This is a genomic window from Halorubrum tibetense, assembly GCF_055396225.1.
The window spans coordinates 1,263,628-1,283,346 of record NZ_AP043742.1 but is presented as its reverse complement, the minus strand read 5'-3'; the positions used below and the strand labels follow the sequence as shown (position 1 = coordinate 1,283,346).

Annotated in this window: 21 protein-coding genes; 13 read left to right on the top strand and 8 right to left on the bottom strand. The window is 67.7% G+C overall.

The genetic code is table 11. From position 1 onward, the window contains the following. Positions 1-155 precede the first annotated feature (155 nt). Positions 156-563 (bottom strand): CBS domain-containing protein, encoded by a 408-nt coding sequence (locus ACZ5TV_RS06490; protein ID WP_379779139.1) that lies wholly within the window; start codon positions 561-563, stop codon positions 156-158. A 57-nt stretch (positions 564-620) separates the two neighbouring features. Then, entirely contained in the window at positions 621-1,577 is a 957-nt protein-coding gene (locus ACZ5TV_RS06485) for a DUF5787 family protein (RefSeq protein WP_464384257.1), read from the bottom strand. 124 nt (positions 1,578-1,701) lie between these two features. On the opposite strand from ACZ5TV_RS06485, the gene ACZ5TV_RS06480 reads away from it, so the two are divergent. The 6 genes from ACZ5TV_RS06480 to ACZ5TV_RS06455 all read left to right on the top strand — a co-directional run bounded on the left by ACZ5TV_RS06480 (position 1,702) and on the right by ACZ5TV_RS06455 (position 6,464). Next, the gene (locus ACZ5TV_RS06480; protein WP_379780846.1) at positions 1,702-2,523 is read left to right on the top strand and encodes a DUF6517 family protein; all 822 of its coding nucleotides are present in this window, start codon (positions 1,702-1,704) and stop codon (positions 2,521-2,523) included. A gap of 53 nt (positions 2,524-2,576) precedes the next feature. Then, positions 2,577-2,966: a hypothetical protein gene (locus tag ACZ5TV_RS06475; protein WP_379780848.1), complete on the top strand. Its 390-nt coding sequence runs from the start codon at positions 2,577-2,579 to the stop codon at positions 2,964-2,966. Continuing rightward, complete coding sequence (locus tag ACZ5TV_RS06470) at positions 2,963-3,622, top strand: NUDIX hydrolase (RefSeq protein WP_379780851.1); 660 nt, start codon at positions 2,963-2,965, stop codon at positions 3,620-3,622. The genes ACZ5TV_RS06475 and ACZ5TV_RS06470 overlap by 4 nt, the downstream gene beginning before the upstream one ends. Before the next feature lie 90 nt (positions 3,623-3,712). Continuing rightward, positions 3,713-3,865 carry a C2H2-type zinc finger protein gene (locus ACZ5TV_RS06465; RefSeq protein ID WP_379780853.1) on the top strand — a complete coding sequence of 51 codons (153 nt, stop codon included), beginning with the start codon at positions 3,713-3,715 and terminating at the stop codon, positions 3,863-3,865. A gap of 111 nt (positions 3,866-3,976) precedes the next feature. Beyond that, a complete protein-coding gene (locus ACZ5TV_RS06460; RefSeq protein ID WP_379780855.1) occupies positions 3,977-5,350 on the top strand; it encodes a serine hydrolase in 1,374 nt (457 codons plus the stop codon). Between the two features lie 280 nt (positions 5,351-5,630). Beyond that, positions 5,631-6,464, top strand: coding sequence for an NAD+ synthase (locus ACZ5TV_RS06455; RefSeq protein ID WP_379780857.1), 834 nt, complete (start codon positions 5,631-5,633; stop codon positions 6,462-6,464). Between the two features lie 18 nt (positions 6,465-6,482). Here the strand turns inward: ACZ5TV_RS06455 and ACZ5TV_RS06450 are convergent, their stop codons facing one another. Beyond that, positions 6,483-6,638: a DUF7563 family protein gene (locus ACZ5TV_RS06450; RefSeq protein ID WP_379780859.1), complete on the bottom strand. Its 156-nt coding sequence runs from the start codon at positions 6,636-6,638 to the stop codon at positions 6,483-6,485. Positions 6,639-6,847: 209 nt separating this feature from the next. After that, the gene (locus ACZ5TV_RS06445; RefSeq protein WP_379780861.1) at positions 6,848-7,927 is read right to left on the bottom strand and encodes an anthranilate phosphoribosyltransferase; all 1,080 of its coding nucleotides are present in this window, start codon (positions 7,925-7,927) and stop codon (positions 6,848-6,850) included. A 376-nt stretch (positions 7,928-8,303) separates the two neighbouring features. Here ACZ5TV_RS06445 and ACZ5TV_RS06440 point away from each other — a divergent pair, with 376 nt between their 5' ends. Further along, the gene (locus ACZ5TV_RS06440) at positions 8,304-8,462 is read left to right on the top strand and encodes a DUF7317 family protein (RefSeq protein WP_379780863.1); all 159 of its coding nucleotides are present in this window, start codon (positions 8,304-8,306) and stop codon (positions 8,460-8,462) included. Between the two features lie 71 nt (positions 8,463-8,533). Further along, positions 8,534-9,601, top strand: a complete 1,068-nt coding sequence (ahbB, locus tag ACZ5TV_RS06435) for a siroheme decarboxylase subunit beta (protein ID WP_379780865.1) — start codon at positions 8,534-8,536, stop codon at positions 9,599-9,601. Here the strand turns inward: ahbB and ACZ5TV_RS06430 are convergent. Both ACZ5TV_RS06430 and ACZ5TV_RS06425 read right to left on the bottom strand, forming a co-directional pair. Continuing rightward, complete coding sequence (locus ACZ5TV_RS06430; RefSeq protein WP_464384256.1) at positions 9,562-10,641, bottom strand: saccharopine dehydrogenase family protein; 1,080 nt, start codon at positions 10,639-10,641, stop codon at positions 9,562-9,564. The two genes, ahbB and ACZ5TV_RS06430, sit on opposite strands and share 40 nt — an antisense overlap. A 195-nt stretch (positions 10,642-10,836) precedes the next feature. Further along, positions 10,837-12,588, bottom strand: coding sequence for an excinuclease ABC subunit C (locus ACZ5TV_RS06425; RefSeq protein WP_464384255.1), 1,752 nt, complete (start codon positions 12,586-12,588; stop codon positions 10,837-10,839). A gap of 126 nt (positions 12,589-12,714) precedes the next feature. Between ACZ5TV_RS06425 and ACZ5TV_RS06420 the strand changes: the two genes are divergently transcribed. Beyond that, positions 12,715-14,334, top strand: a complete 1,620-nt coding sequence (locus ACZ5TV_RS06420; protein ID WP_379781475.1) for a methyl-accepting chemotaxis protein — start codon at positions 12,715-12,717, stop codon at positions 14,332-14,334. 18 nt (positions 14,335-14,352) lie between these two features. Here ACZ5TV_RS06420 and ACZ5TV_RS06415 read toward each other — a convergent pair whose 3' ends face one another. Next, positions 14,353-14,817: a hypothetical protein gene (locus ACZ5TV_RS06415; protein ID WP_379781473.1), complete on the bottom strand. Its 465-nt coding sequence runs from the start codon at positions 14,815-14,817 to the stop codon at positions 14,353-14,355. Positions 14,818-14,896: 79 nt separating this feature from the next. On the opposite strand from ACZ5TV_RS06415, the gene ACZ5TV_RS06410 reads away from it, so the two are divergent. Continuing rightward, positions 14,897-16,291, top strand: coding sequence for a cytochrome P450 (locus tag ACZ5TV_RS06410; RefSeq protein WP_379781471.1), 1,395 nt, complete (start codon positions 14,897-14,899; stop codon positions 16,289-16,291). Between the two features lie 28 nt (positions 16,292-16,319). On the opposite strand, the gene ACZ5TV_RS06405 is transcribed toward ACZ5TV_RS06410, so the two are convergent. Continuing rightward, complete coding sequence (locus ACZ5TV_RS06405) at positions 16,320-16,865, bottom strand: 2'-5' RNA ligase family protein (protein ID WP_379781469.1); 546 nt, start codon at positions 16,863-16,865, stop codon at positions 16,320-16,322. Between the two features lie 182 nt (positions 16,866-17,047). Between ACZ5TV_RS06405 and serB the strand changes: the two genes are divergently transcribed. The 3 genes from serB to ACZ5TV_RS06390 all read left to right on the top strand — a co-directional run bounded on the left by serB (position 17,048) and on the right by ACZ5TV_RS06390 (position 19,650). Continuing rightward, positions 17,048-17,695, top strand: coding sequence for a phosphoserine phosphatase SerB (gene serB / locus ACZ5TV_RS06400; RefSeq protein WP_379781467.1), 648 nt, complete (start codon positions 17,048-17,050; stop codon positions 17,693-17,695). A gap of 94 nt (positions 17,696-17,789) precedes the next feature. Continuing rightward, positions 17,790-18,572, top strand: coding sequence for a lycopene cyclase domain-containing protein (locus tag ACZ5TV_RS06395; RefSeq protein ID WP_379781465.1), 783 nt, complete (start codon positions 17,790-17,792; stop codon positions 18,570-18,572). Beyond that, a complete protein-coding gene (locus ACZ5TV_RS06390; RefSeq protein WP_464384254.1) occupies positions 18,565-19,650 on the top strand; it encodes a Brp/Blh family beta-carotene 15,15'-dioxygenase in 1,086 nt (361 codons plus the stop codon). The genes ACZ5TV_RS06395 and ACZ5TV_RS06390 overlap by 8 nt, the downstream gene beginning before the upstream one ends. The last annotated feature ends 69 nt before the right edge of the window (positions 19,651-19,719 follow it).

Genomic DNA, 19,719 nt, shown 5'->3' with positions numbered 1-19,719 from the left:
AATACCCCGAAGAAAGTGGCGGCACTTGTCGGCGTCACGGACACGGCGTCTTCACGGACCCGCTTCCCGCGGTGCGGCCTTCTCTGTCGTCGGCGGTTCCGACGATCAGGTCGTGAATGGTTCTCTCTCTCTCTCGGCCGCCGAGGGTCCCACCTCTACGTCGTCAGCGGCTCGGTTCCGGAGACGTACGCGGCGAGATCGGAGGTGGTGATGATCCCGATGGGTGTTCCGTCGGCGTCGACGACCGGGACGTGGTGGAATCCCCGATCGACCATCGTCGCGGCGACGTCCGCCACGCTGTCCTGTGCTCCCGCCGTCACCGGGTCCGTCGTCATGTACCGTTCGACGGTCGTCTCCGCTTTCGGCTGGCTCTTGGCGACGATCTCTACGAAGTCCGTCGTCGTGAGGATCCCGACGAGACGCCCGCCCTCGACGACCAGCGCGGAGCTGATGTCGTTGTCGAGGAGGATTCCCGCGGCGTCCTCGACCAACGTGTCCGGCGTCACCGTGTGGAGGTCGGTCGTCATCAGCCGAGCGACGAAGACGTCTTCTATCTCGTCCATACGCGGGGATCCCGCTGTCGGCGTATAAGCGTTCTCACGACGGTTGCCGGGGACCGCTCACGAGAACCGCGAGAGCCCCGACTGCCGTCGCGGGCCGCCACGCTCCGGCTCCGCGACCCACGCGCTGTGCTCGTCGCGAAGCCGGTCACGGTCGTCGGTCGGAGGGGCTGCCGGGTCGTACGCCGGACACCCCGTTCCGCACTCGCGACCCGGGACGACGACTCGGTCGAACTCCCCGCAGTACGGTCGGCCGTCCACCGTCGTCGACGCGTGGGCGCAGCCGGGGGGTGCCGGCCGCCATCCCTTCCCGTACGCCCGTTCGGCGATCCGCCGCCGTTTCCGGGCCTTCGAGGCCGGGGAAACGACCGCGACGTCGGTGCGTGAGGCCCGTTCCTCGCGGATCTCGACGCCCGCCGTCCCGGGATCGAGCCGCGTCGGTTCGCGGACCACCTCCCGCTCACTGCTCGTCGGGTCGAACCGCCACACCCCCACCGCGTCGGGGATCCGGTTGAGGTGTGCGCGGGTGACGTACGAGCCGGTCGCGAGCACGACCTCGTCGAACAGTCCGAGCGCGACGTCGTACCGGAGCTGCGCCTCCAAGTCGCCCGGTTCGCCGAGATCCGGCTTGTTCTCGATCGCCGTGAGCGACCCGATCCAGTCGTCCGGGTAGCGGGCGGTCGCCCGTACCGTCGAACGGCCGTCGTGGCGCTCGCGTTCCAGGTATCCCGCCTCGACGGCGGCGTCGACGACGTCTCGCGCACGGTCCATCGGGCGATCGAACGCCTCGTTGACGGGCACCGCCTTACCCGGTCCGACAGACGCGTCGATCGCGGGGTCGGGGATCCGTTCGGGAGTGATCGCCGCCCGGTCGTCGAACGCCGGACCGGGAGCGAGGACACAGACGTCGACGATCCGGTTCCCGGGGACGGTCACGCCGGATCCGAGCTGGCGGGCGACGACCCTGTCGGGCGACTCCAGGGCCGCACACAGCGCCAACTCGAACCGGGCTTCCATACCTGATCCACGGCCGGTGCCGAGTAAAACGCGTCGCCCGACCCACTCCCTCGGCCGTCGACTCGGACTCAACCCTGATACTCGCGGCGTCAGGTTCAAACGGCGCAACGCCGGACATCGGCGCATGAACGGGAATCGCTCCACGAACGGGCGTCGCTTCATGGACGGGCGTCGCTCCACGAACAGGCGTCGCTTCCTCGGCTCCGTGGTCGGCGTCGGTGCGCTCGGTGCCGCCGGCTGTCTCGCGAGCGCCTCCCCGAGCCCGCCGATCGTCCCCGAGGACGCGCTCGACGACGGCGGTTGGGAGCTCGACGAAACGGTCCAGGAGGAAGCGTTCAGCGAGACGTACGCCGGACAGGAGCTCACCGCGACCGCGACGACCGAACTGTACACGAACGTCGCCCTCCGCGAGGAGCTCGCGGAGAAGACGCTCGGCGAAGTGGCGGACGCACCGGCCGTCTTCTTCGCCAGTCGGGTCACCTTCGACCCCGACCTGACGAACCTTCCCGGCGGCGTCGGCCGCGATCAGGTCGTCGACGAGGTGGAGGCGAACGCCCGTTCCACCCTCGAAGATCGGATGGCGGCCAACGGCGTCGAGGGGACCGACACCGTCGCGGAGGGCGAGCTCACGGTCGACACGGGCGAGACGGCGCGCCGAACCGACCTGGCCGGGACGCTCCCGTTCGCGCCGATCGCGGTCCCCGTCACCGACGACCGGACGGTCGAGCTCGACACCGACGCGGTTCCGGTTGCGGGCCGACTGGGGGTCTGGCATGCCGGGGAGAGCGTTCTCGTCGGCGGCGGCGCGTTCCCGTCCGAGAACGTCGCCGAACACTTCGAGGAGGAGCTCTCGTCGGCCATCTCGGTCTCCATCGATGTCGACCTCGGGCTGGAGCCCGACGCGTACGAGACGGCGCTCCTCGACCTCGTTCGCGCGCTGGAGTGAGCCGGTCTGCCCCGGGGCGAAACCGGTATTCGGCACGGCCCCGTACGACCGATATGCGCCCGGTCACCCGGAACCTCCTCATCGCAATCGCGCTGGTGATCGTCGCCCTGCTCGCGCTGGGCGCGCTCCCGAGCTACCTCGGGAGCGGCGATCCCTACTATTTGACCGCCGAGGGGATCGAGACCGATGAACCGGCGGTCGACGTCAACGACGTCGACGAGCGGCGCTACCCGTTCCTGACGGGGGCACTCGAGAGCGCCGACGGTCGCTCCGAAGGGTATCAGCTCGGCCCCTACGGGGTAAAAGAGTGGTTCACACACACGCCGTTTGACGAGGTCGACGCGCTCACGCAGCGGGTCCCCGAGGCGGCCGTCGACGACGGGGTTCGTGTCGAGCGCGACGGGCAAACGTATTACGTCGAGGTCACGCAGGATCCCGCATGAGCGACGACTCAGCCGACGAGCGGCCGGGGCGGACCGACGAGCGGCCGACCGGAGACGCGCCACGTCCCGCGGCCGACCTCCGCGATCTCCCAGCGTTCTCCGACGGACGGCTCCATTCGCTGCCCGGCGAGCCCGAGTGGCCGGTTCGGGAGGTCGCCGTCGAGTACGACCCCGGCTGGTTCGTCGGCGGGTACGACCGCGTCGAACAGCCCGACGGCACCGAGAAGGCGTACTACTGGGCGGAGCTCCCGCCCGCGACGGTCGTCATCGCGATCGCCGACGACTCGGTGCTGTTCGTCGAGCAGTATCGGCCGACCGTCCGCACCACCCAGATGGAGCTGCCCGCGGGGATCGTCGAGCCGGGGGAGTCGTACACCGAGGCAGGGGCGCGCGAGCTCGCCGAGGAGACCGGCTTCGACCCCGCATCGACCGCGCTGTTACAGGAAGTGTGGTGTTCGACGGGCGTGCTTCGGCACAAACGCGGGTACGTGTTCGCCGAGGGGCTCGAACCGGTCGACGTCGAGGCCGACAGCAACGAGTTCCTCGTCCCGCATGCGGTCCCGATCGACGAGGCGCTCGAAACGGCGCGCGAGCCCCCGACGAACGACGCGACGCTTGAGGGGCTGCTGCTGGCGGACGCCGACGGGCTACTATAGCGAGACGTGGTAGTTAACAACCTATGGCAATGTACTTATCCTCAATAGTAACAAACGTTTATATATGTTTGCGCCTAAGTTAATAACACAATGGCGATCACATGCGCGGACTGTGACACGGAGTTCAAGACGGCGGCCGCCCTGACCCAGCACCTCCCGCTTCACCACGACACGTGCGGGGTCTGTAACGAACGGTTCGACGGCACGGACGCGCTCCGCGAGCACGTCCACGAAGCGCACTGAGATCGGCGGTCTCACCGCCGACCTTCCGAACGGGCTGTCCGAGACGCCGATACCGAAACGTCAGCCCACCTTCTACGAACGCTTTTGACGGCTCCACGCGTCGTGACGGCAATGGCGGATGTACTTTCGACGACCACCCGTTCGCGGATCGACGAGCTCGTGTACGAGTGGCTGACCGATACGGCTGCACCCGGTGCGAGCGTGACGATCGTCGACGAGACCGAAACGCTCTACCGATCCGGATACGGGGCTCGGCACCTCGAAACGAACGACCCTGCAACGCCGGAAACGCTGTACGGCTTTGCCTCCGTCACGAAGTCGTTCACTGCACTTGCGGTACTACAGTGTGTCGACCGAAACGAACTCGAACTCGACGACCCGATCGAGAAGCACACTGACGCCGAGTTCGAGGGTGCTGACGAGGTCACGATCCACGAGCTACTGAGCCACAGCTCCGGGATCCCGTCTTTGAGCACGTCGGCCGTCCTGCTTGCTCGACAGGCGGGCATGGACGATGTCGGCGTTCCGCTGGGTGACACCGACGATCTCTATTACCACGTCGACGGTGTCGGTGACGAACGGGACGAACACTCCGCTGGCCGGTTTATGTACAACAATACGGGGTACATTCTCCTCTCACATGCAGTCGAATCGGCTACCGGCCAGCCGTTCGAGGAGTACGTCACGGACGAGATCCTCACGCCGCTGTCGATGGATCGCTCGACGTTCGATGCTGATGCGTACGACTCCTTCGACGATCGCGCAACGCCGTACCTGCTCGATGACGGCGAGTACGTAGCGACATCGTTTCCCGCACGCGAGCTCTCGTACGGCCCCGGTGGGTTGATCACCGCTACGACTGACCTCGGAAACTACCTACAGTTCAATCTCGCCGGTGGTGTGTTCGCGGATACCCGGCTCGTAAGCGAGGACCTCCTCGCACGAGCGCACGAATCCCATATCGACCCGCTCCCACGCTACGGGGAGGGGTACGGCTACGGGTGGTCGATTCACGATATCGCCGGGACGACCCTCATCGGACACGGCGGATCGCTGCTTACGTCTTCGTCCGCGATCGGATTTCTTCCCGAACACGGCCTCGGGTTCGCGCTCGGCTGTGCCGCACAGCCCGAGGTTCACCCAACCGAGATCGGTCAGGGTATCGTTGCCTTGCTGCTCGGTGAAGAGCCGGCAGACGTGGTTCCGTCGATCGGATACCGTAGGCGGGTATCCGAACTCACTGGCGAGTACGAAGCGTATCGCGGGGTCACGACGGCGACCGTTTCCGAAGAGGGCGGGATGCTCTCGCTCGAACTCTCGGTCGGTCCGATCGAGGACACGTACACGCTCGTTCCGGACGACCCCTCGCTTGCAACGCTTACGTTCACGACGCCCGCACCGGGGCAGCCGGCACCGGTCGAGTTCGTTCGTCACGGTGGGGGTGTAGAGCTCTTCATCGATCGACATCGGCTCCACAAGCAGTAGCAGCCGATGCCGTTCAAGTAATTGTCGTCTCACTATCACTCAACACCGATAACTGATCGCTCCTACTGGACACCGACGACTTGATCGTCGTTGCAACCACGCTGCTGAACACTTCCTCCGTCCATCGCGAAACACACGAAACCAGCCACTGCTCGCTGATATCGGCGGTTCCGATGGGGTTCAGACGGATCAAGCCGCTCGATCGACTCGGAACTCGACATGCGTCCAACTTCCTGTGCTGACGGGGAGGTATTAGTCGTCTCAGCCCTTCTCCCCTCGTATGAGCCAGACCTCGCAAGGGTCGGTGTTGCTGTCGGACGACCCGCCGATCGACCTCCGCATGTCGGAGTCGGAGCTGGAAACGACCCGCGATCGCATCGTCTCATTTATTACGGACCTCGTCGCCGACGCCGGTACTGAGGGGGCTGTCCTCGGCCTCTCGGGCGGGATCGACTCGACGCTCACGGCGTACCTCGCGGTCGAGGCGCTCGGGCCGGAGGGCCTCCACGGGATCACGATGCCCGCGGCGGTGAACGACCCCGAGGTCATGAGTGACGCCGAGCGGGTCGCCGACGAGCTCGGGATCGACTACGACGTGATCGAGATCCAGCCGATCGCGGAGGCGTTCTTCGACGCGATGCCCGAAGCGGCCGACGATCGCATGGCGACGGGGAACGTGTACGTCCGGACCCGCGCGGTGTTGAACTACTTCGTCGCCAACGCGGAGAACCGGATCGTGCTCGGGACCGGCAACCGGGCGGAGGCGATGACGGGGTATTTCACGAAGTACGGCGACCAAGCGGTCGACTGTAACCCGATCGGGAACCTCTACAAGATGCAGGTCCGCCAGCTGGCCGCCCACGTCGGCGTCCCTCGCGACCTGGTGATGCAGGAACCGACCGCCGGGATGTGGGACGGACAGACCGACGCTGCGGAGATGGGTCTCGATTACGACACGGTCGACGCCATCCTCGCAGTCCACGTCGACGGCGGACTCTCGCGCTCGGCGACGATCCGCGAGCTCGGCGTCCCCACCGAGGCCGTTGACCGCGTCGTCGAGCTGTACGAGCGGAGTGCGCACAAGCGGTCGATGCCGCCCGCTCCGGAGAGATAAGGCGTTTTTACAGTCCGATCACGATCGGGCGTCGTGGGCCCGTTCTTTCGCGACCTCCGCGATCCCGGCGTTCGCGGAGCAGTTCGGACACGCGTGGATCCGTCCCCGCTTGTCGGCGAACACCCGGGCGAACCGCTCCGAAACGTGCGCCTGACAGTGTTCACACGTCGGCATATTGTGGTGCGTTATCGTGGATCATGATCTGTACAGCTGAGCTAGGGGTTCCGCACTCAAGACCCCTTTCCAAACTCAGTCCAAAATTCGTCCGGAGTTCGTCCCGCTCGGTATCGATATCCCGGCTTTCGGCCGGGCTCCCCGGGAATCGCGGCGTTTGCCCGGTGTCGCTACCGGTGTCAGACGAGGCCCCCGCCGTCGCCGACCGCTCAGAACTCGCGGAGGTCCTCGAGCACGCTGAGCGCGGAGCCGTCCGCGATGGCTTCGCGGGCCGCTTCCAGTCCGGCCTCGATGGAGTCTACGTCCCCGCGGGCGTAGATCCGAAGCGCGGCGTTGACGGCGACTGCATCGGCGAAGGGCCCGTCGCGCTCGCCGGCAAGGACCGCCTCGGTGATCGCCGCCGACTCGACGGCGACCTCGTCCACTGCGAGGTCTTCTTCCTCGAGATCCATCCCGTACTCGGCGGTCTCGATCTCGAAGTCGTCGAAGACGGGCTCGCCGTCGTCGCCTGCGGCGTCCCACTCCGCAACCTTCGTGTAGCCGGGGCGGACATCGTCGTACCCCTCCATCCCTTGGAACATCAACACGCGGTCGAGGTCGTGGAACTCGCTCTCGCCGAACGTGTCGACGACTTTCTTCGCGAACGCGAGGTGGTAGAAGGAGCCGAGGTGGACCGACGCGCCCGCCGGGTTCGCCAGCGTTTCGATCGTGTTGACGAACGTCCGAACCCCCATCATATCCCGCCGCTCGAACAGGTCGTCGATCGCGGGGTTGAACGCCGGCTGATAGTAGAAGCCGAAGCCGGTCTCGTCGACCATCTCGGCGGAGTCGCGGGGCGTCAGCTCCGTTCCCACGCCCAGCTCGTCGAGGACGTGCTTGTACGCGTCCTGTTTCTGCGTGGGGACGCGGTCGCCGGAGTGGACGACGACCGGCGTGCCGGCGGCGGCCGCCACGGCCCCGGCGGCCACCCCCAGGATCGCGGTCCGACCCTTCCCGTCGTAGTTCGCGCCGCAGTCGACGGGATCACAGTCGGGTTCCGCGTACTCGACGCGCTCGCACATCACGTCGACGTACGCCCCGAGCTCCTCGGCGGTGTTCCGCTTCCACCGGTTCGCGAGCCAGAACGCGCCGAGCGTCGTCGGGTCGGGTTCGTCCGCGAGAACCCGCTCGAACGCCTCGGTCGCCTGTGCGCGCGTGAGGTCGTCGGCCGACTTGTGGCCGGAACCACAGACCTCGGTCATCAACCGTTTGAGGGGCCACTCGCCGAACTCCTGTGTCGCCTGAGCCATACGCTTCGTTCGGGTTTGTGAACGAAAAGCCTCCCGCTCGGCTCCCGTCCCTTGGGAACGGTCACCGTGCCGTCTCCTCGGGCACGACCCGCTGCGACCCCAAACACGACCCACCATGACCCGAGACACGACGCGTTACGACTCCAACACGAGCCGAACATCCGCCTAACGGCCGAGCGCGAGCGACGACGCGCGGGACAGCCACCCGGATGCGGCACCGACCTTGGTACTATGTGACGTACAATTTCTGATCGATACAGGTAATTTCTGGAAAATAAGCACACAAATGTTTCTTTCTACGAGATAGTAGTTCTACTGTAGTATGCTTACGGCGTTAGAGTTATATACATGTCCATCTAGATCGTACTCGTACCCGATGACGTCCAAATCCGTGGCGACCGCGCTAACGCTGTATCGTTCCCGCACGCTGACGCTCGAACAGGCCGCGACCGTCGGCGGCTGTTCGACGGCGGAGCTCGAAGCGAGCGCGCGGGCGTTCTCGCCACTGCCGGGCCACGCTTCCGGCGACGACTGAACGGGGCCGTGCACCCCGCTGACGCCTCGTCCTCCGAAACCGGTAGATAGCTCCGTCCCCTGATCGCGATAATGAGTCTCGACGCCGACTGGCGGGCCGGGATCGACGCGGTCGACGCCGCGCTCATCGACGAGTACCAGAGCGGATTCCCCGTCGAGGAACGGCCGTTCGAGCGGGTCGCGGCCGAGATCGCCGCCGAGACGGGCACTGAGGTCGACGCCACCGAACTCCTCGACCGCGTCCGTGACCTCCGGGAACAAGGCGTCTTTCGTCGGTTCGGTGCGGTGTTGAACCCACCCGTGATCGGCTCCTCGACGCTGGCGGCCGTTCGGGCCCCGTCGGAGCGGTTCGACGAGATCGCCGACGTGATCAACGGCTACCGTCAGGTGAACCACAACTACCGCCGGGAGCACGAGTGGAACCAGTGGTTCGTCGTTACTGCGGGCTCCCGGGAGAAGCGTGACGAGATACTCGCCGAGATCGCGGAGCGAACCGGCTGTGACGTGTTGAACCTCCCGATGTTGACCGACTACTACATCGATCTGGAGTTCCCCGTGGTCAACCGGGACCGGTTCGCGAGGGAGTCGATCGATCGGACGGACGTCTCCGCCACCCGTATCTCCGAGGACGCCCGCGGCGACCTGAGCCCGCTGGAGGCCGACCTGCTCTTAGCGATCCAGGACGGCTTCCCGCTGTCGGCGACCCCGTACGCCGACGTCGCGGCCGAGATCGATTCCCCGGTCGACGACGTGCTCGCGGCGGTCGAGCGTCTGCTTGCCGACGGCTGTATCAAGCGGATCGGCTGTGTCGTCAACCACATCGTCACCGGGTTCACGAACAACTGCATGGTCGTCTGGGACGTGCCGGACGACGAGCTCGACGACCGCGGTGAGGCGGTCGGGAGCCTCCCGTACGTCACCTTGTGTTATCACCGCCCCAGGCGTCCGGATCAGGACTGGGAGTACAACATGTTCACGATGATCCACGGTCGCGAGGCCGAGGCAGTCGACGCGAAGATCGACGAGCTGGCGTCCGAACACCTCCCGTTCGACCACGAGCGGCTCTACTCGACGGAGACGCTGAAACAGACGGGGGCGCGCTACGACGACCTCGTCGCCGAGGACGCGGACCGCGACTGATCGGCCCACGTTACCCCGTCGACGGCGTCGACGAACGCCCATCCGAACGCCCCCGCGGGGGTCGTGAACCCCGCCGGCGCGTCGCCCGCGAGCGTCCGCTCGACGGCTGCCAGCGACGCCTCGACCGTGAGATCGTACGGGTCGGGGGTTTCCAGCCGCTCGACGACCGTCTCGCCGTCGTCGGTTCGGGCCTCGCCCCATACGTAGGCGCGGTTCCCGGCTCGGGACTCGGGGCTCGGGCCGTCGACCCGGGCCGACACGATCCGATCGAGGAGAAACCGCACCGGCCGGCTCCGGAGGAGCGGGGCCAGCGGCCGGGCGGCCCGTAGTAGCCGCTGAACCCGCGGCGGCACCGCGGCGTAGACGGTCACGTTTTCCACGCCAGTCGTGGACGCCGCGGTGACGATATCGCCCCACGGCACCGCGACCGCGGACCGCGTTCCCCGCCCGAAGTCGATGTCGCGCGTCCGGCTCCCTATCGGCAGTCGGACGAGTGCCCCGTCCTCACGGACGAGAGTCCCCTCGCCCAACCCCCGTACTGCGGTCCTGGCGGTCCCCCGCGAGACGTCGCCGTCGGCGTCGAAGCCGAGCGCGATCGCGGTCGCCTCGGGCAGTCGATCGACCAACCGTGCGGCGAGACAGTCGGTCGGGACCACGTCGAAGCCGACTCCGGGCAGAAGCGTCACGTCCGCCTCCGTCGCGGCCGCATCGCGACCAGCGAGCGACGCGAACACCGCGAACTCTCCGGTCACATCGAGGTAGTCGGTTCCGGTTTCGAGACACGCCTCGACCAGCGGCTCGGCGGTCGCCACGAACGGGCCGGCACAGTTGAGGACCACGTCGATATCCCGGACGCTCTCGGCGACCGTCTCGGGAGGCTGTAGCGGGAACTCACGGACCGAACATCGCAGCTCACGGCCCAGCTCCCTGAGCGGGTCCCCGTCACGCCCGGCGAGCACCGGGTCGAGTCCGCGGGCGACCGCCTCACGTGCGACCAGTTCGCCGGTGTAGCCGTACGCGCCGTACAGGAGGAACGTCACGGATCGGGTTCGGCCCCCAGTGAGTTATATCTCCGTATCCGCTCCTCTCCAGAGCATATATTAGGAAACGAACCGACGTGCCGAGGATATATACGTGAATCCGCGGCCAACCGCCCCGTGACTTGATCGAAGCCCCGGGACGGGGGACGGGTGTGCGGCAGTCGTCCCGGGCCGATGCCGCCGCCTGCTCGCCACTTATAACCGATCGCGGAGCCGTTCGGCGGTCGTCTTCCCGATCCCGTCGACGTCGCGGAGGTCCTCGACGGACGCGTCGCGGACGTTCTGGACCGACCCGAACCGCCTGAGAAGCCGCTTCCGGGTCTCCGGGCCGACGCCCGGAACGTCGTCGAGCACCGTCCGGACCTCGTCGCGGACGGTCTGGTGGTACTGCACCGCGAAGCGGTGCGCCTCGTCGCGAACTCGCTGGAGGACGTGGAGTTCGGACGTATCGTCGGGCCAGCGACGGGGGCCGTCGGGCGTCACGACGATCTCCTCAGCCTTCGCCAGTGCGACGACCGGAACGTCCCAGCCGATCTCCGCGAGCGCGTCCCGTGCAGCTCCGAGCTGTCCCTCGCCGCCGTCGATCAGCAACAGGTCCGGATCGGGGCGGTCGTCGCGCCCCTCGATTGCTCGCGTCGCACGCCATCGGACCAGCTCGCGCATGTTCGCGTAGTCGTCGTTGCGGTCGGCGAGCTTCTTCCGTCGATAGTCGCTCGTCGCCGCGCTCCCGTCGACGAAACAGACGTTCGAGCCGACGGCGGCGGTCCCCGACGCGTGGCTCACGTCGAACCCCTCGATCCGCTCCGGCCGGTCGATCCCGAGCCGCTCGCCGAGCGCGCCGACCGGATCGGTTCGCCCGCCGCGCTTTCGGGCGTTCTTGAGCGCGAGCTCGACCAGCTTCGCCTCCCGTCCCGCGCCCGGCACCCGGACCGCGACATCCTCTCCTTCGAGCCAGTCGACCACGTCGTCGTCGGGGCGCTCCGCCAGCAGTACGGCGTCCGGGAACTCCCGCTCGGCGTAGTACTGCGTGAGGAACGCGGACAGGACGGCCGCCGGGGTGTTCGGCGTCGGGTCGTCGCCCTCGTCCATGACCGCGGCGTCGAGTCGGTGGCGGTCTCGGTCGACGAGCTGGCCACGCTCGCTGTGGAGGCGTGCGACCCGCGCGACGTCGCCCTCGACGGCGGCCGCGAGCACGTCCACGGTCCGGTCGTCCCGCCGGTCACTCACGGCCTCGCCGCCGTCGCCGTGGAACGCCTCGACGGCCGCCAGCCGGTCACGGAGGTTCGCGGCCCGCTCGAACTCCGCGTTCTCCGCGGCGGTTTCCATCCGCCGCCGGAGCGGATCGGCGAGCACCCCTGTCTCGCCCTCGAAGAACCGCCGAGCCGCCGCCACGTCCTCCGCGTAGGCCTCCGTCGCTATCTCTCCCGTACAGGGCGCGGAACAGATCCCCATCTCGTAGTCGAGACACGGGCGCTCGCGGTTCGCGTACTTGTGGTCCGAACAGCCGCGGAGCCGGTGCTCGTCACGGATCGCCTTCACGACGGCGTCGACACGCCCCTTGTTCGTGAACGGCCCGTACGCGACCGAACCCTCCTCGGGGTCCCGCGTGACCTCGATCCGCGGGACCTCGTGGTCGGTGAACGCGACCAGCGGATACGACTTGTCGTCCTTCAGTCGGACGTTGTACCGCGGCTGGAGCCGTTTGATCTGGTTGGCCTCCAACAACAGCGCCTGTGTCTCCGTGTCGGTGACGGCGAACTCGATCCGGTCGGCGCGCTCGACCATCCCGCGGATCCGACCGGATCGAGGGTCCGTGTACGACCTGACGCGGTCGCGGAGGTCGACCGCCTTCCCGACGTACAGCGTCGTCTCGCCGTCGCGGAACTGGTACACCCCCGGCTCCGGAGGTAGGTCGTTCGCACGCGTCCGAACCGCCTCGGCGTCCATCGATTCTATCTATCCGTTCGACGCGTTTGAACGCTGCGGGCGGCGGACCAGCCGTGCCCCAATTTATCAGCACTGATTCCTGAGGACGACCGTTTATATATCCGATCCGGTGACGGTTAGCCAACAATGCTGGGACTTCGAGCGGTCATTCGTCGCGCGCTCGGACGGGAACGGGGCTCGCGGTCGGTCCCGGACGGCGGCGTCGTCGTCGACGACCCGTTGGAGAGTGACGCCTCGGCCAGCGCCCCGGACGCGGGCGATCCCGACCGCGCGGCACATGTCGTCGCTGACGAGAGGGGGGTCAACCGCGCGGCGACGCTCGCCGGCGCGGGCTTCGAGCAGGTGTTCGACGCGATCAGCGTTCCGACGTTTGTCATCGACTGCGAGGGTACCGTCGCGGAGTGGAACGAGCCGATGGCGGCGCTCACGGGCGTCGATCGCGGGGAGGCGATCGGTCACTCACACGTCTCCGAGCTGTTCTACCCGGACGGTCGGCGGACGGGCACCCTCGCCGACAAGGTTCTCGACGCGCCGGACGACGCGGACGAGGTGTACGACGTCGAACGCCGTGGCGGCGCTCGTCGGCGGTATCGAGACGCCAGCACCATGACCGATCGACACGGCGAAGAGAAACACATCGAGTTCACGGCGACGCCGCTGTACGACGACGACGGCGGACTCGTCGGCGTCACGGAGGTCGTCGTCGACCGTACCGAGAACGTCATCCAGCGCGATGCCACCTCGAAGCTCGTCACGGAGATCCGGGAGACTGCGGAGGCGATCGGCGATGGGGATCTCGACGCTCGTGCGGTCCGTCACGAGGAGTGTGAGGTCCTCGACGACGACCTGTTGCGGGTCATCAGCGTCGTCAACCGGATGGCGGAGAACCTCGATGACCTCTCCGCCAGCGTCCACGCGCAGGCTCGCGAGATCGACGCCACGGTGGACGAGGCGAGCGAGGCGGCCGAGACGATCGCCGAAAACGTCGACGAGCAGAACGAGCTGTTGTCCGAGGGTGTCTCGGAAATGCAGTCCTTCTCGGCGGGAATGGAGGAGGTCGCTGCCACCGCCGACCAGGTCGACACCGCGGCGTCGGCGGCACGCGAGGCCGCGGAGGACGGGCTCGACGCGAGCGGCGACGCACGGGAGGCGACCGAGGACGTGATCGAGATCGGCGACGAGCTGGTCGACAGCGTCGGCGCGCTGTCGGATCGGATGGACGACATCGAAGCGGTGATCGAGGTGATCTCCGATGTCGCCGAACAAACGAACCTGCTCGCGCTCAACGCCAACATCGAGGCCGCACGAGCCGGTGACGGCGGAGACGGCTTCGCGGTGGTTGCCGAGGAGGTAAAGAAGCTCGCCGACGAGACGCGGGGACACACCGAGGCGATCACGGAGAGCCTCGACGAGCTCCAGGCACAGTCGACGGAGACGTCGACGGCGGTCGAGCGCTCCCACGAGCGGATCGAGGACGCGGGCGACGAGATCGAGACGGTGCTCGATTCCCTCGAAGCGATCGCGGACGCGGTCGACGAGGCGGCCGACGGCGTCGCCGAGGTCGCGCGGACCACGGACGACCAGGCGGCGACCGTCGAGGAGCTCACGGCGACGCTCGAGTCCGTTCGTGAGCGCTCCGACCGGACGGAGGTGGCGACCACGCGGATCGTGGACGCCACGGACGACCAGGAGGCGGCCGTCGACGAGCTGATCGCGCGGGTCGAGCGACTCGACACTCGTGAGTGACGACCCCGATCCGAGGACTCACCGCAGCCGCAGTCGCGATATGCCGACCCCGATGAGGTATCCCGACGCTCCGAGAACCACTGCGAACAGGAGGCCGATTCGGACGCCCTGCTCGATCCCGCCGACCAGCTCCGCCCGCGCGGAGACGGCGGCGTAATCGAGCGTCCGCGGGTAGGTGTATCGAGACACGGGAGCCCATCCACCGGTAAGGTAGCCAGCGAGCGGCGGAAACGCCGTCCACCAGAACCCGACGAGCCACAGTGTGACGGCCGTCAGGATGAACCCCGCTCCCCACGTACCGCCCGCGACCGCAATACCGAAAACAACCGCGATCCAGCCGAGCGAGAGCGCCGCGTCGACTCCGAGCAGGAATCCGGTCGTCGCGATCACCACGAGCACCGCGACGCCGGCGGCGAGGTGGCGTCTCGGCCGCTTCGTTCCGACGAGATGGGGGCGGAGTCGGGCGAGATATCGCCCATTCATACCCGCAATATATATTTATTACCTATCATTCTTTCTCTCCCCGCCGAACGTTTAACCACGCTCAACCCCCAGAAATCGTATGTCCGTTACGCCGCCCGGACCCATCGGCGACCCCCTGTTCGGCAACGGCCGACAGTTCGCTGACGACCCGTTCACGTTCATGCGTGCCTGCGCCGACAGCTACGGCGACGTGGTCCGGTTCGATCTCGGTCCGCGCGAGACGTACCTGCTCACCAACCCCGCCGACATCGAGCGCGTGCTCGTCTCCGAGGCGGAGCGGTACCGGAAACCCCAGTTCGGCGACGACGCGATGACGCGACTGCTCGGCGACGGACTCCTGTTGAGCGAGGGGGAGACGTGGCGCAAACAGCGGACGCTCGCGAACCCGTCGTTTCACACCCGGCGTATCGGTGCGCTCACTGGAACGATGGTCGGCCACACCGAGTCGCACCTCGCCGAGTGGGAGCCGGACGACGTGATCGACATCCAACTGGAGGTCGCTCGGCTCACCGTTCGGATCATCGTCTCGGCGATGTTCGGCGCGGACGTCACCGACGAGGAGGTGGCGACGGTTCAGGAGAACCTCGAACCGCTCGGCGCGCGGTTCGAGCCCGACCCCCGGCGCTTCCTGATCCCGAACTGGGTCCCCACCCGCGAGAACCGCGCGTTCGACGAGGCCGTGCGGACGCTGGAGGACGTGATCGACGGCATCGTCGAGCGCCGACAGGGGACCGAACGCGATCCGGCGGCCGACCCTGCGGGCCCCAACGGGACGGCGGTCGCCGGGCCACCCGGCGATCCCGACGGGGACGTCCCGATGGACCTCCTCTCGGTGCTGTTGCGCGCCCGTGACCGTGGCGAGCAGACGAACGAGAACCTTCGGGACGAGATGGTGACGATGCTGCTGGCCGGTCACGACACGACCGCGCTCGCGTTGACGTACACGTTCTACCTCCTCTCGCGACACCCCGAGGCCCGCAAGCGGGTCGAACGCGAGGTCGACGCCGCGACCGCGGACGGGCCGCCGACCGCCGCCGATGTCAGGGAGATGGCGTACACGGAGCGCGTCCTCAACGAGGCGATGCGGCTGTACCCGCCGGTGTACCTGCTGTTCCGCGAGCCGAAGCTCGACGTGAAGATCGACGGCTATCGGATCCCCGAAGGGTCCGCGCTGATGTGTTCACAGTGGGTCGTCCACCGGTCCTCCCGGTGGTACGACGACCCCGACACGTTCGATCCGGACCGGTGGCTCCCGGAGCGGCGGAGCGCCCGTCCACGGTTCTCGTACTTCCCGTTCGGCGGCGGCCCCCGCCACTGTATCGGCAAGGCGTTCTCGCTGCTGGAAGCGAAGCTCATCCTCGCGTCCGTCTGCTCCGAGTACGCCCTCGAGTACGAGGGCCCGGAACTCTCGCTTCGCGGTTCGCTGACGATGCACCCGAACCACCCGGTGCCGATGCGGCTACGGGAGCGGTAGGTCGTCGATCCGACCCAGGGGTCCACGCTCAGAGCGTGACCGTCCCGGCGACTTCCCGGAACTCGGCGTCGTACAGGTCGAGCGCGTGTACGCGCCACCGAATCGGCTCGATATCGGTCCCGATCAGCCGATGGAGCGCCCTCCGGCCCGGATCCCCGCCCCGCGCCAGCGTGACGTGCGGAACGTACTCGTCGCCCTCGATCCCATCGATCGCGTCGTAGGCGGCACACAGACGTCGATGCAGTCGGACGAGCTCGTCGCTCTCGACGACGAGGTAGACGACCGGTCCGGCACCTGACGTGGGGGTCTCGAAGGCGTCGACCCCGGTTACCGCCACCTCGAACGGAACGGTCCCCGACAGCAGCCCGCCGAGGTCGCGGCGTAGCGTCTCGACCGCTTCGGACTTCGGCGGGCGCAGTCGATCGGGCGCGCTCCCACCGATGTCGTCGACGCCGAACCGCTTGCAGACGAGTGTGTGCCGGTCACGAACGCGATCGAAACCCGAAAGTTTCGGGTAGAGATCGGCCGCGAGCCGACCCACAGCGGGCGGTAGCGGAACGTTGAGGCTGAACACGTGTTCGTCGGATCGGGTCGCAGTCCCTTGATTACGTCGGCGTGTGTTGCCGGGACGCGGACGGACGGCCTTCGAAGCCGGTGTGCGTGTCACCCACATGACCCGGATCGACCTCCACCGGAAGCCGTGGGTCGTGTCGTGCGATCACGCGGTTACAAACCCTCCCGCGACGAACGCCGGGTATGAGCCTCATCGCGTTCGACTTCGACGGCACGCTCTCGGACTCCGAGATGACGGTCCTGCTCGCGGAGCGCGCGGGCGTCGCCGACGAAGTCGCCGAGATCACCGAGCAGGCGATGAACGACGAGATCAGCTACGCGGAGAGCCTGTATCGCCGGGCCGAGCTGCTCGGCGGGCTGTCGGCGGAGGCCGCCGAGGAGGCGTTCGGCGCGGTCCGCATCCGACCGGGTGCGGCTCGACTCATCCGCCGCCTACGCGAGGACGGCCACCACGTCGCGGTGCTCACGGGCGGGTTCGAACGGGGCGTCGAGCGCGCACTGGAACGCGAGGGCGTCGCGGTCGACACGATCGTCGCCAACCGGCTTCCGGTCGCGAACGGCGAACTTACCGGCGAGGCAGAGGGGCCGCTCATCGAGGGGACGAAGGACGACGTTCTGGAGGGGCTCGCCGACGACCTCGGCGTCCCCATGGCGTCGACGGTCGCGGTTGGCGACGGTGCGAACGACCTGCCGATGTTGGAGGTCGCCGGGCTCGCCGTCGGATTCGTCCCGAAGGACGCGGTCCGACCGGTCTGTGACGCCGTCGTCGCCTCGATGTACCGGCTCGGAAAGGTACTGGAAGCACACGGTGTGGTATCAACCAACAGATAACTCGTCCGCGGGTCGGCCGTTCGCCCGACTCGTAAATCCTTATTCGGGACCGGATCGAAGGGCGAGGTATGGCCGTACTCGCAGGGGTGTCCGGATGATCCCAACCCTGACTTACCTGCAGTTCCACCTCGTCTTCAGTTTCCCGCTTCTCGCGGTCCTGTGGTACGTCGCTCCGCGGTACGACGCCCGCCGCCGTCGCCGTGCGACCATCGGGATCGCGATCCTCGTCGCCATCGCGTACGCGTACACGACGCCGTGGATCAGCTATATGATCCGCCGCGGCGCGTGGTGGTACGGCGACGGGGCGGTGCTCGTTCGGGCGCTGTCGATACCGCTCGGGGAGTACCTCTACTTCGCGATCCAGACGCTCATCGTCGCGTTCGTCCTCCACCGGCTCGGGTTCGACCCGACGTTCCGCGAGGGTGACTTCGACCGGAAACCGAGGGTTGCGGGGGTCCTCGTCGGGCTCTCGATGGTCGTCGTCGGGCTCTGGCTCGTGTCGCTCGGGGACTCGTTCCTCTATCTCGGCGGGCTGATCGCCTGGGTCGGGCCGGTGCTCGCGCTCCAGTGGAGCGTCGGCGGCGGCTACCTGATCCGAACCCCCGAGGTGTGGCTGACCGCGACGCTCGTTCCCTCCCTCTACTTCTGGGTCGTCGACCGGATCGCCATCGAGATGGGAACGTGGATCATCTCCGACACGTACACGACCGGGGTCGCCGTGCTCGGGCTCCCGATAGAGGAGATGCTCTTTTTCGCGTCGGCGAGCCTGATGACGATCAACGGGCTCGTCCTGTTCGAGTGGGTGCTCGACTGGAATGACCGCCGGGCGGCCGCCGAGGGGTCGCCGCTCGACGCGCTCGACCCCGCCGATGACTGACGCCGCCGCCTCCGCGGGGACGGTGACGGGGTCGCTTCGCGACGACTGGCCGGCCGACCGCGGCGCGTCCGCGCGTGCGGACCGAGCCTTCGCGTTCTACCCCGCGCTCGCGCTCGCGGCCCTGCTCCCGCTCGGCGCGGTGACCCCCTTGTTTCCGGTCGAAGTTGGCGTCGCGACGTTCGCGCTCGGTACACTCGTCGTCGGGATGGCACACGGCGCGGTCGACCATCTCGTCCCGTTGCGGGCGGCGTTCGGAGTGTCGCTCCGCCGGTCGCTCGTCGCCGTCTCCGTCGTCTACGCGGTTCTCGGCGGCGCGGTCGTCGCCGGGTTCTTCCTCGCGCCGGTCGCCGCGTTCGTCGGGTTCATCGTCCTCACGTGGCTCCATTGGGGGCAGGGCGACGTCGCTGCACTCGCCGTCGCCGGTGTCGAGCACCTGCGGACGCCGTGGGAGCGGGCGCTGACGCTCGTCGTCCGCGGCGGCCTCCCGATGGGCGTTCCACTCCTCTCACACCCCGGGGAGTACCGGCTGGTCGCGGAGTGGATCGTTGGGCTGTTCGTCGCCGACGCGGCTGCCGCGGTCGCCCCCGTGTTCACGTCCGACGTTCGGATCGCGGTCGGCGTCGCGATGGTGAGCGCGACTACGGTGTCGCTCACGCTCGGGGCGTGGCGGGTCCGCAAGGGAGCCACCCGCCGCGGCTGGCTCCGCGACGTCGGCGAGACGCTCACGCTGTGGGCGTGGTTCCTGCTCGCCGCACCGGTGTTCGCGATCGGGGTGTACTTCGCGCTCTGGCACGCGCTGCGTCACGTCGGCCGGCTGGTGCTACTCGACGACGTGGCGGCCGGCGCACTCGCCGACGGGAACCTCCGCGGGGCGCTCCGCCGGTTCGCGCGCGACGCCGCGCCGCTCACGCTCGGCGGGTTCTGCGTCGTCGGAGGTGTCGCACTCGCGGTGCCGTACGGGGTGGCGGCTCCCGGCGACCTGCTCGGGGTGTCGCTCGTCGCCATCGCGGCGATGACGCTGCCGCACGTCGCCGTGGTCGCGTGGCTCGATGGTCGTCAGGGGATCTGGCGGGCGTAACGCGAGAGCGACACCGTCGGCTCGTTCCGTTACACTGGACACCAGTACACACTTTTATCACTGTGTCGT

Bases quoted from the DNA above. Each gene is read 5' to 3' on its own strand.
- ACZ5TV_RS06490 (WP_379779139.1), bottom strand. From the start codon at position 563: ATGGACGAGATAGAAGACGTCTTCGTCGCTCGGCTGATGACGACCGAC.
- ACZ5TV_RS06485 (WP_464384257.1), bottom strand. From the start codon at position 1,577: ATGGAAGCCCGGTTCGAGTTGGCGCTGTGTGCGGCCCTGGAGTCGCCC.
- ACZ5TV_RS06480 (WP_379780846.1), top strand. From the start codon at position 1,702: ATGAACGGGAATCGCTCCACGAACGGGCGTCGCTTCATGGACGGGCGT.
- ACZ5TV_RS06475 (WP_379780848.1), top strand. From the start codon at position 2,577: ATGCGCCCGGTCACCCGGAACCTCCTCATCGCAATCGCGCTGGTGATC.
- ACZ5TV_RS06470 (WP_379780851.1), top strand. From the start codon at position 2,963: ATGAGCGACGACTCAGCCGACGAGCGGCCGGGGCGGACCGACGAGCGG.
- ACZ5TV_RS06465 (WP_379780853.1), top strand. From the start codon at position 3,713: ATGGCGATCACATGCGCGGACTGTGACACGGAGTTCAAGACGGCGGCC.
- ACZ5TV_RS06460 (WP_379780855.1), top strand. From the start codon at position 3,977: ATGGCGGATGTACTTTCGACGACCACCCGTTCGCGGATCGACGAGCTC.
- ACZ5TV_RS06455 (WP_379780857.1), top strand. From the start codon at position 5,631: ATGAGCCAGACCTCGCAAGGGTCGGTGTTGCTGTCGGACGACCCGCCG.
- ACZ5TV_RS06450 (WP_379780859.1), bottom strand. From the start codon at position 6,638: ATGCCGACGTGTGAACACTGTCAGGCGCACGTTTCGGAGCGGTTCGCC.
- ACZ5TV_RS06445 (WP_379780861.1), bottom strand. From the start codon at position 7,927: ATGGCTCAGGCGACACAGGAGTTCGGCGAGTGGCCCCTCAAACGGTTG.
- ACZ5TV_RS06440 (WP_379780863.1), top strand. From the start codon at position 8,304: ATGACGTCCAAATCCGTGGCGACCGCGCTAACGCTGTATCGTTCCCGC.
- ahbB (WP_379780865.1), top strand. From the start codon at position 8,534: ATGAGTCTCGACGCCGACTGGCGGGCCGGGATCGACGCGGTCGACGCC.
- ACZ5TV_RS06425 (WP_464384255.1), bottom strand. From the start codon at position 12,588: ATGGACGCCGAGGCGGTTCGGACGCGTGCGAACGACCTACCTCCGGAG.
- ACZ5TV_RS06420 (WP_379781475.1), top strand. From the start codon at position 12,715: ATGCTGGGACTTCGAGCGGTCATTCGTCGCGCGCTCGGACGGGAACGG.
- ACZ5TV_RS06415 (WP_379781473.1), bottom strand. From the start codon at position 14,817: ATGAATGGGCGATATCTCGCCCGACTCCGCCCCCATCTCGTCGGAACG.
- ACZ5TV_RS06410 (WP_379781471.1), top strand. From the start codon at position 14,897: ATGTCCGTTACGCCGCCCGGACCCATCGGCGACCCCCTGTTCGGCAAC.
- serB (WP_379781467.1), top strand. From the start codon at position 17,048: ATGAGCCTCATCGCGTTCGACTTCGACGGCACGCTCTCGGACTCCGAG.
- ACZ5TV_RS06395 (WP_379781465.1), top strand. From the start codon at position 17,790: ATGATCCCAACCCTGACTTACCTGCAGTTCCACCTCGTCTTCAGTTTC.
- ACZ5TV_RS06390 (WP_464384254.1), top strand. From the start codon at position 18,565: ATGACTGACGCCGCCGCCTCCGCGGGGACGGTGACGGGGTCGCTTCGC.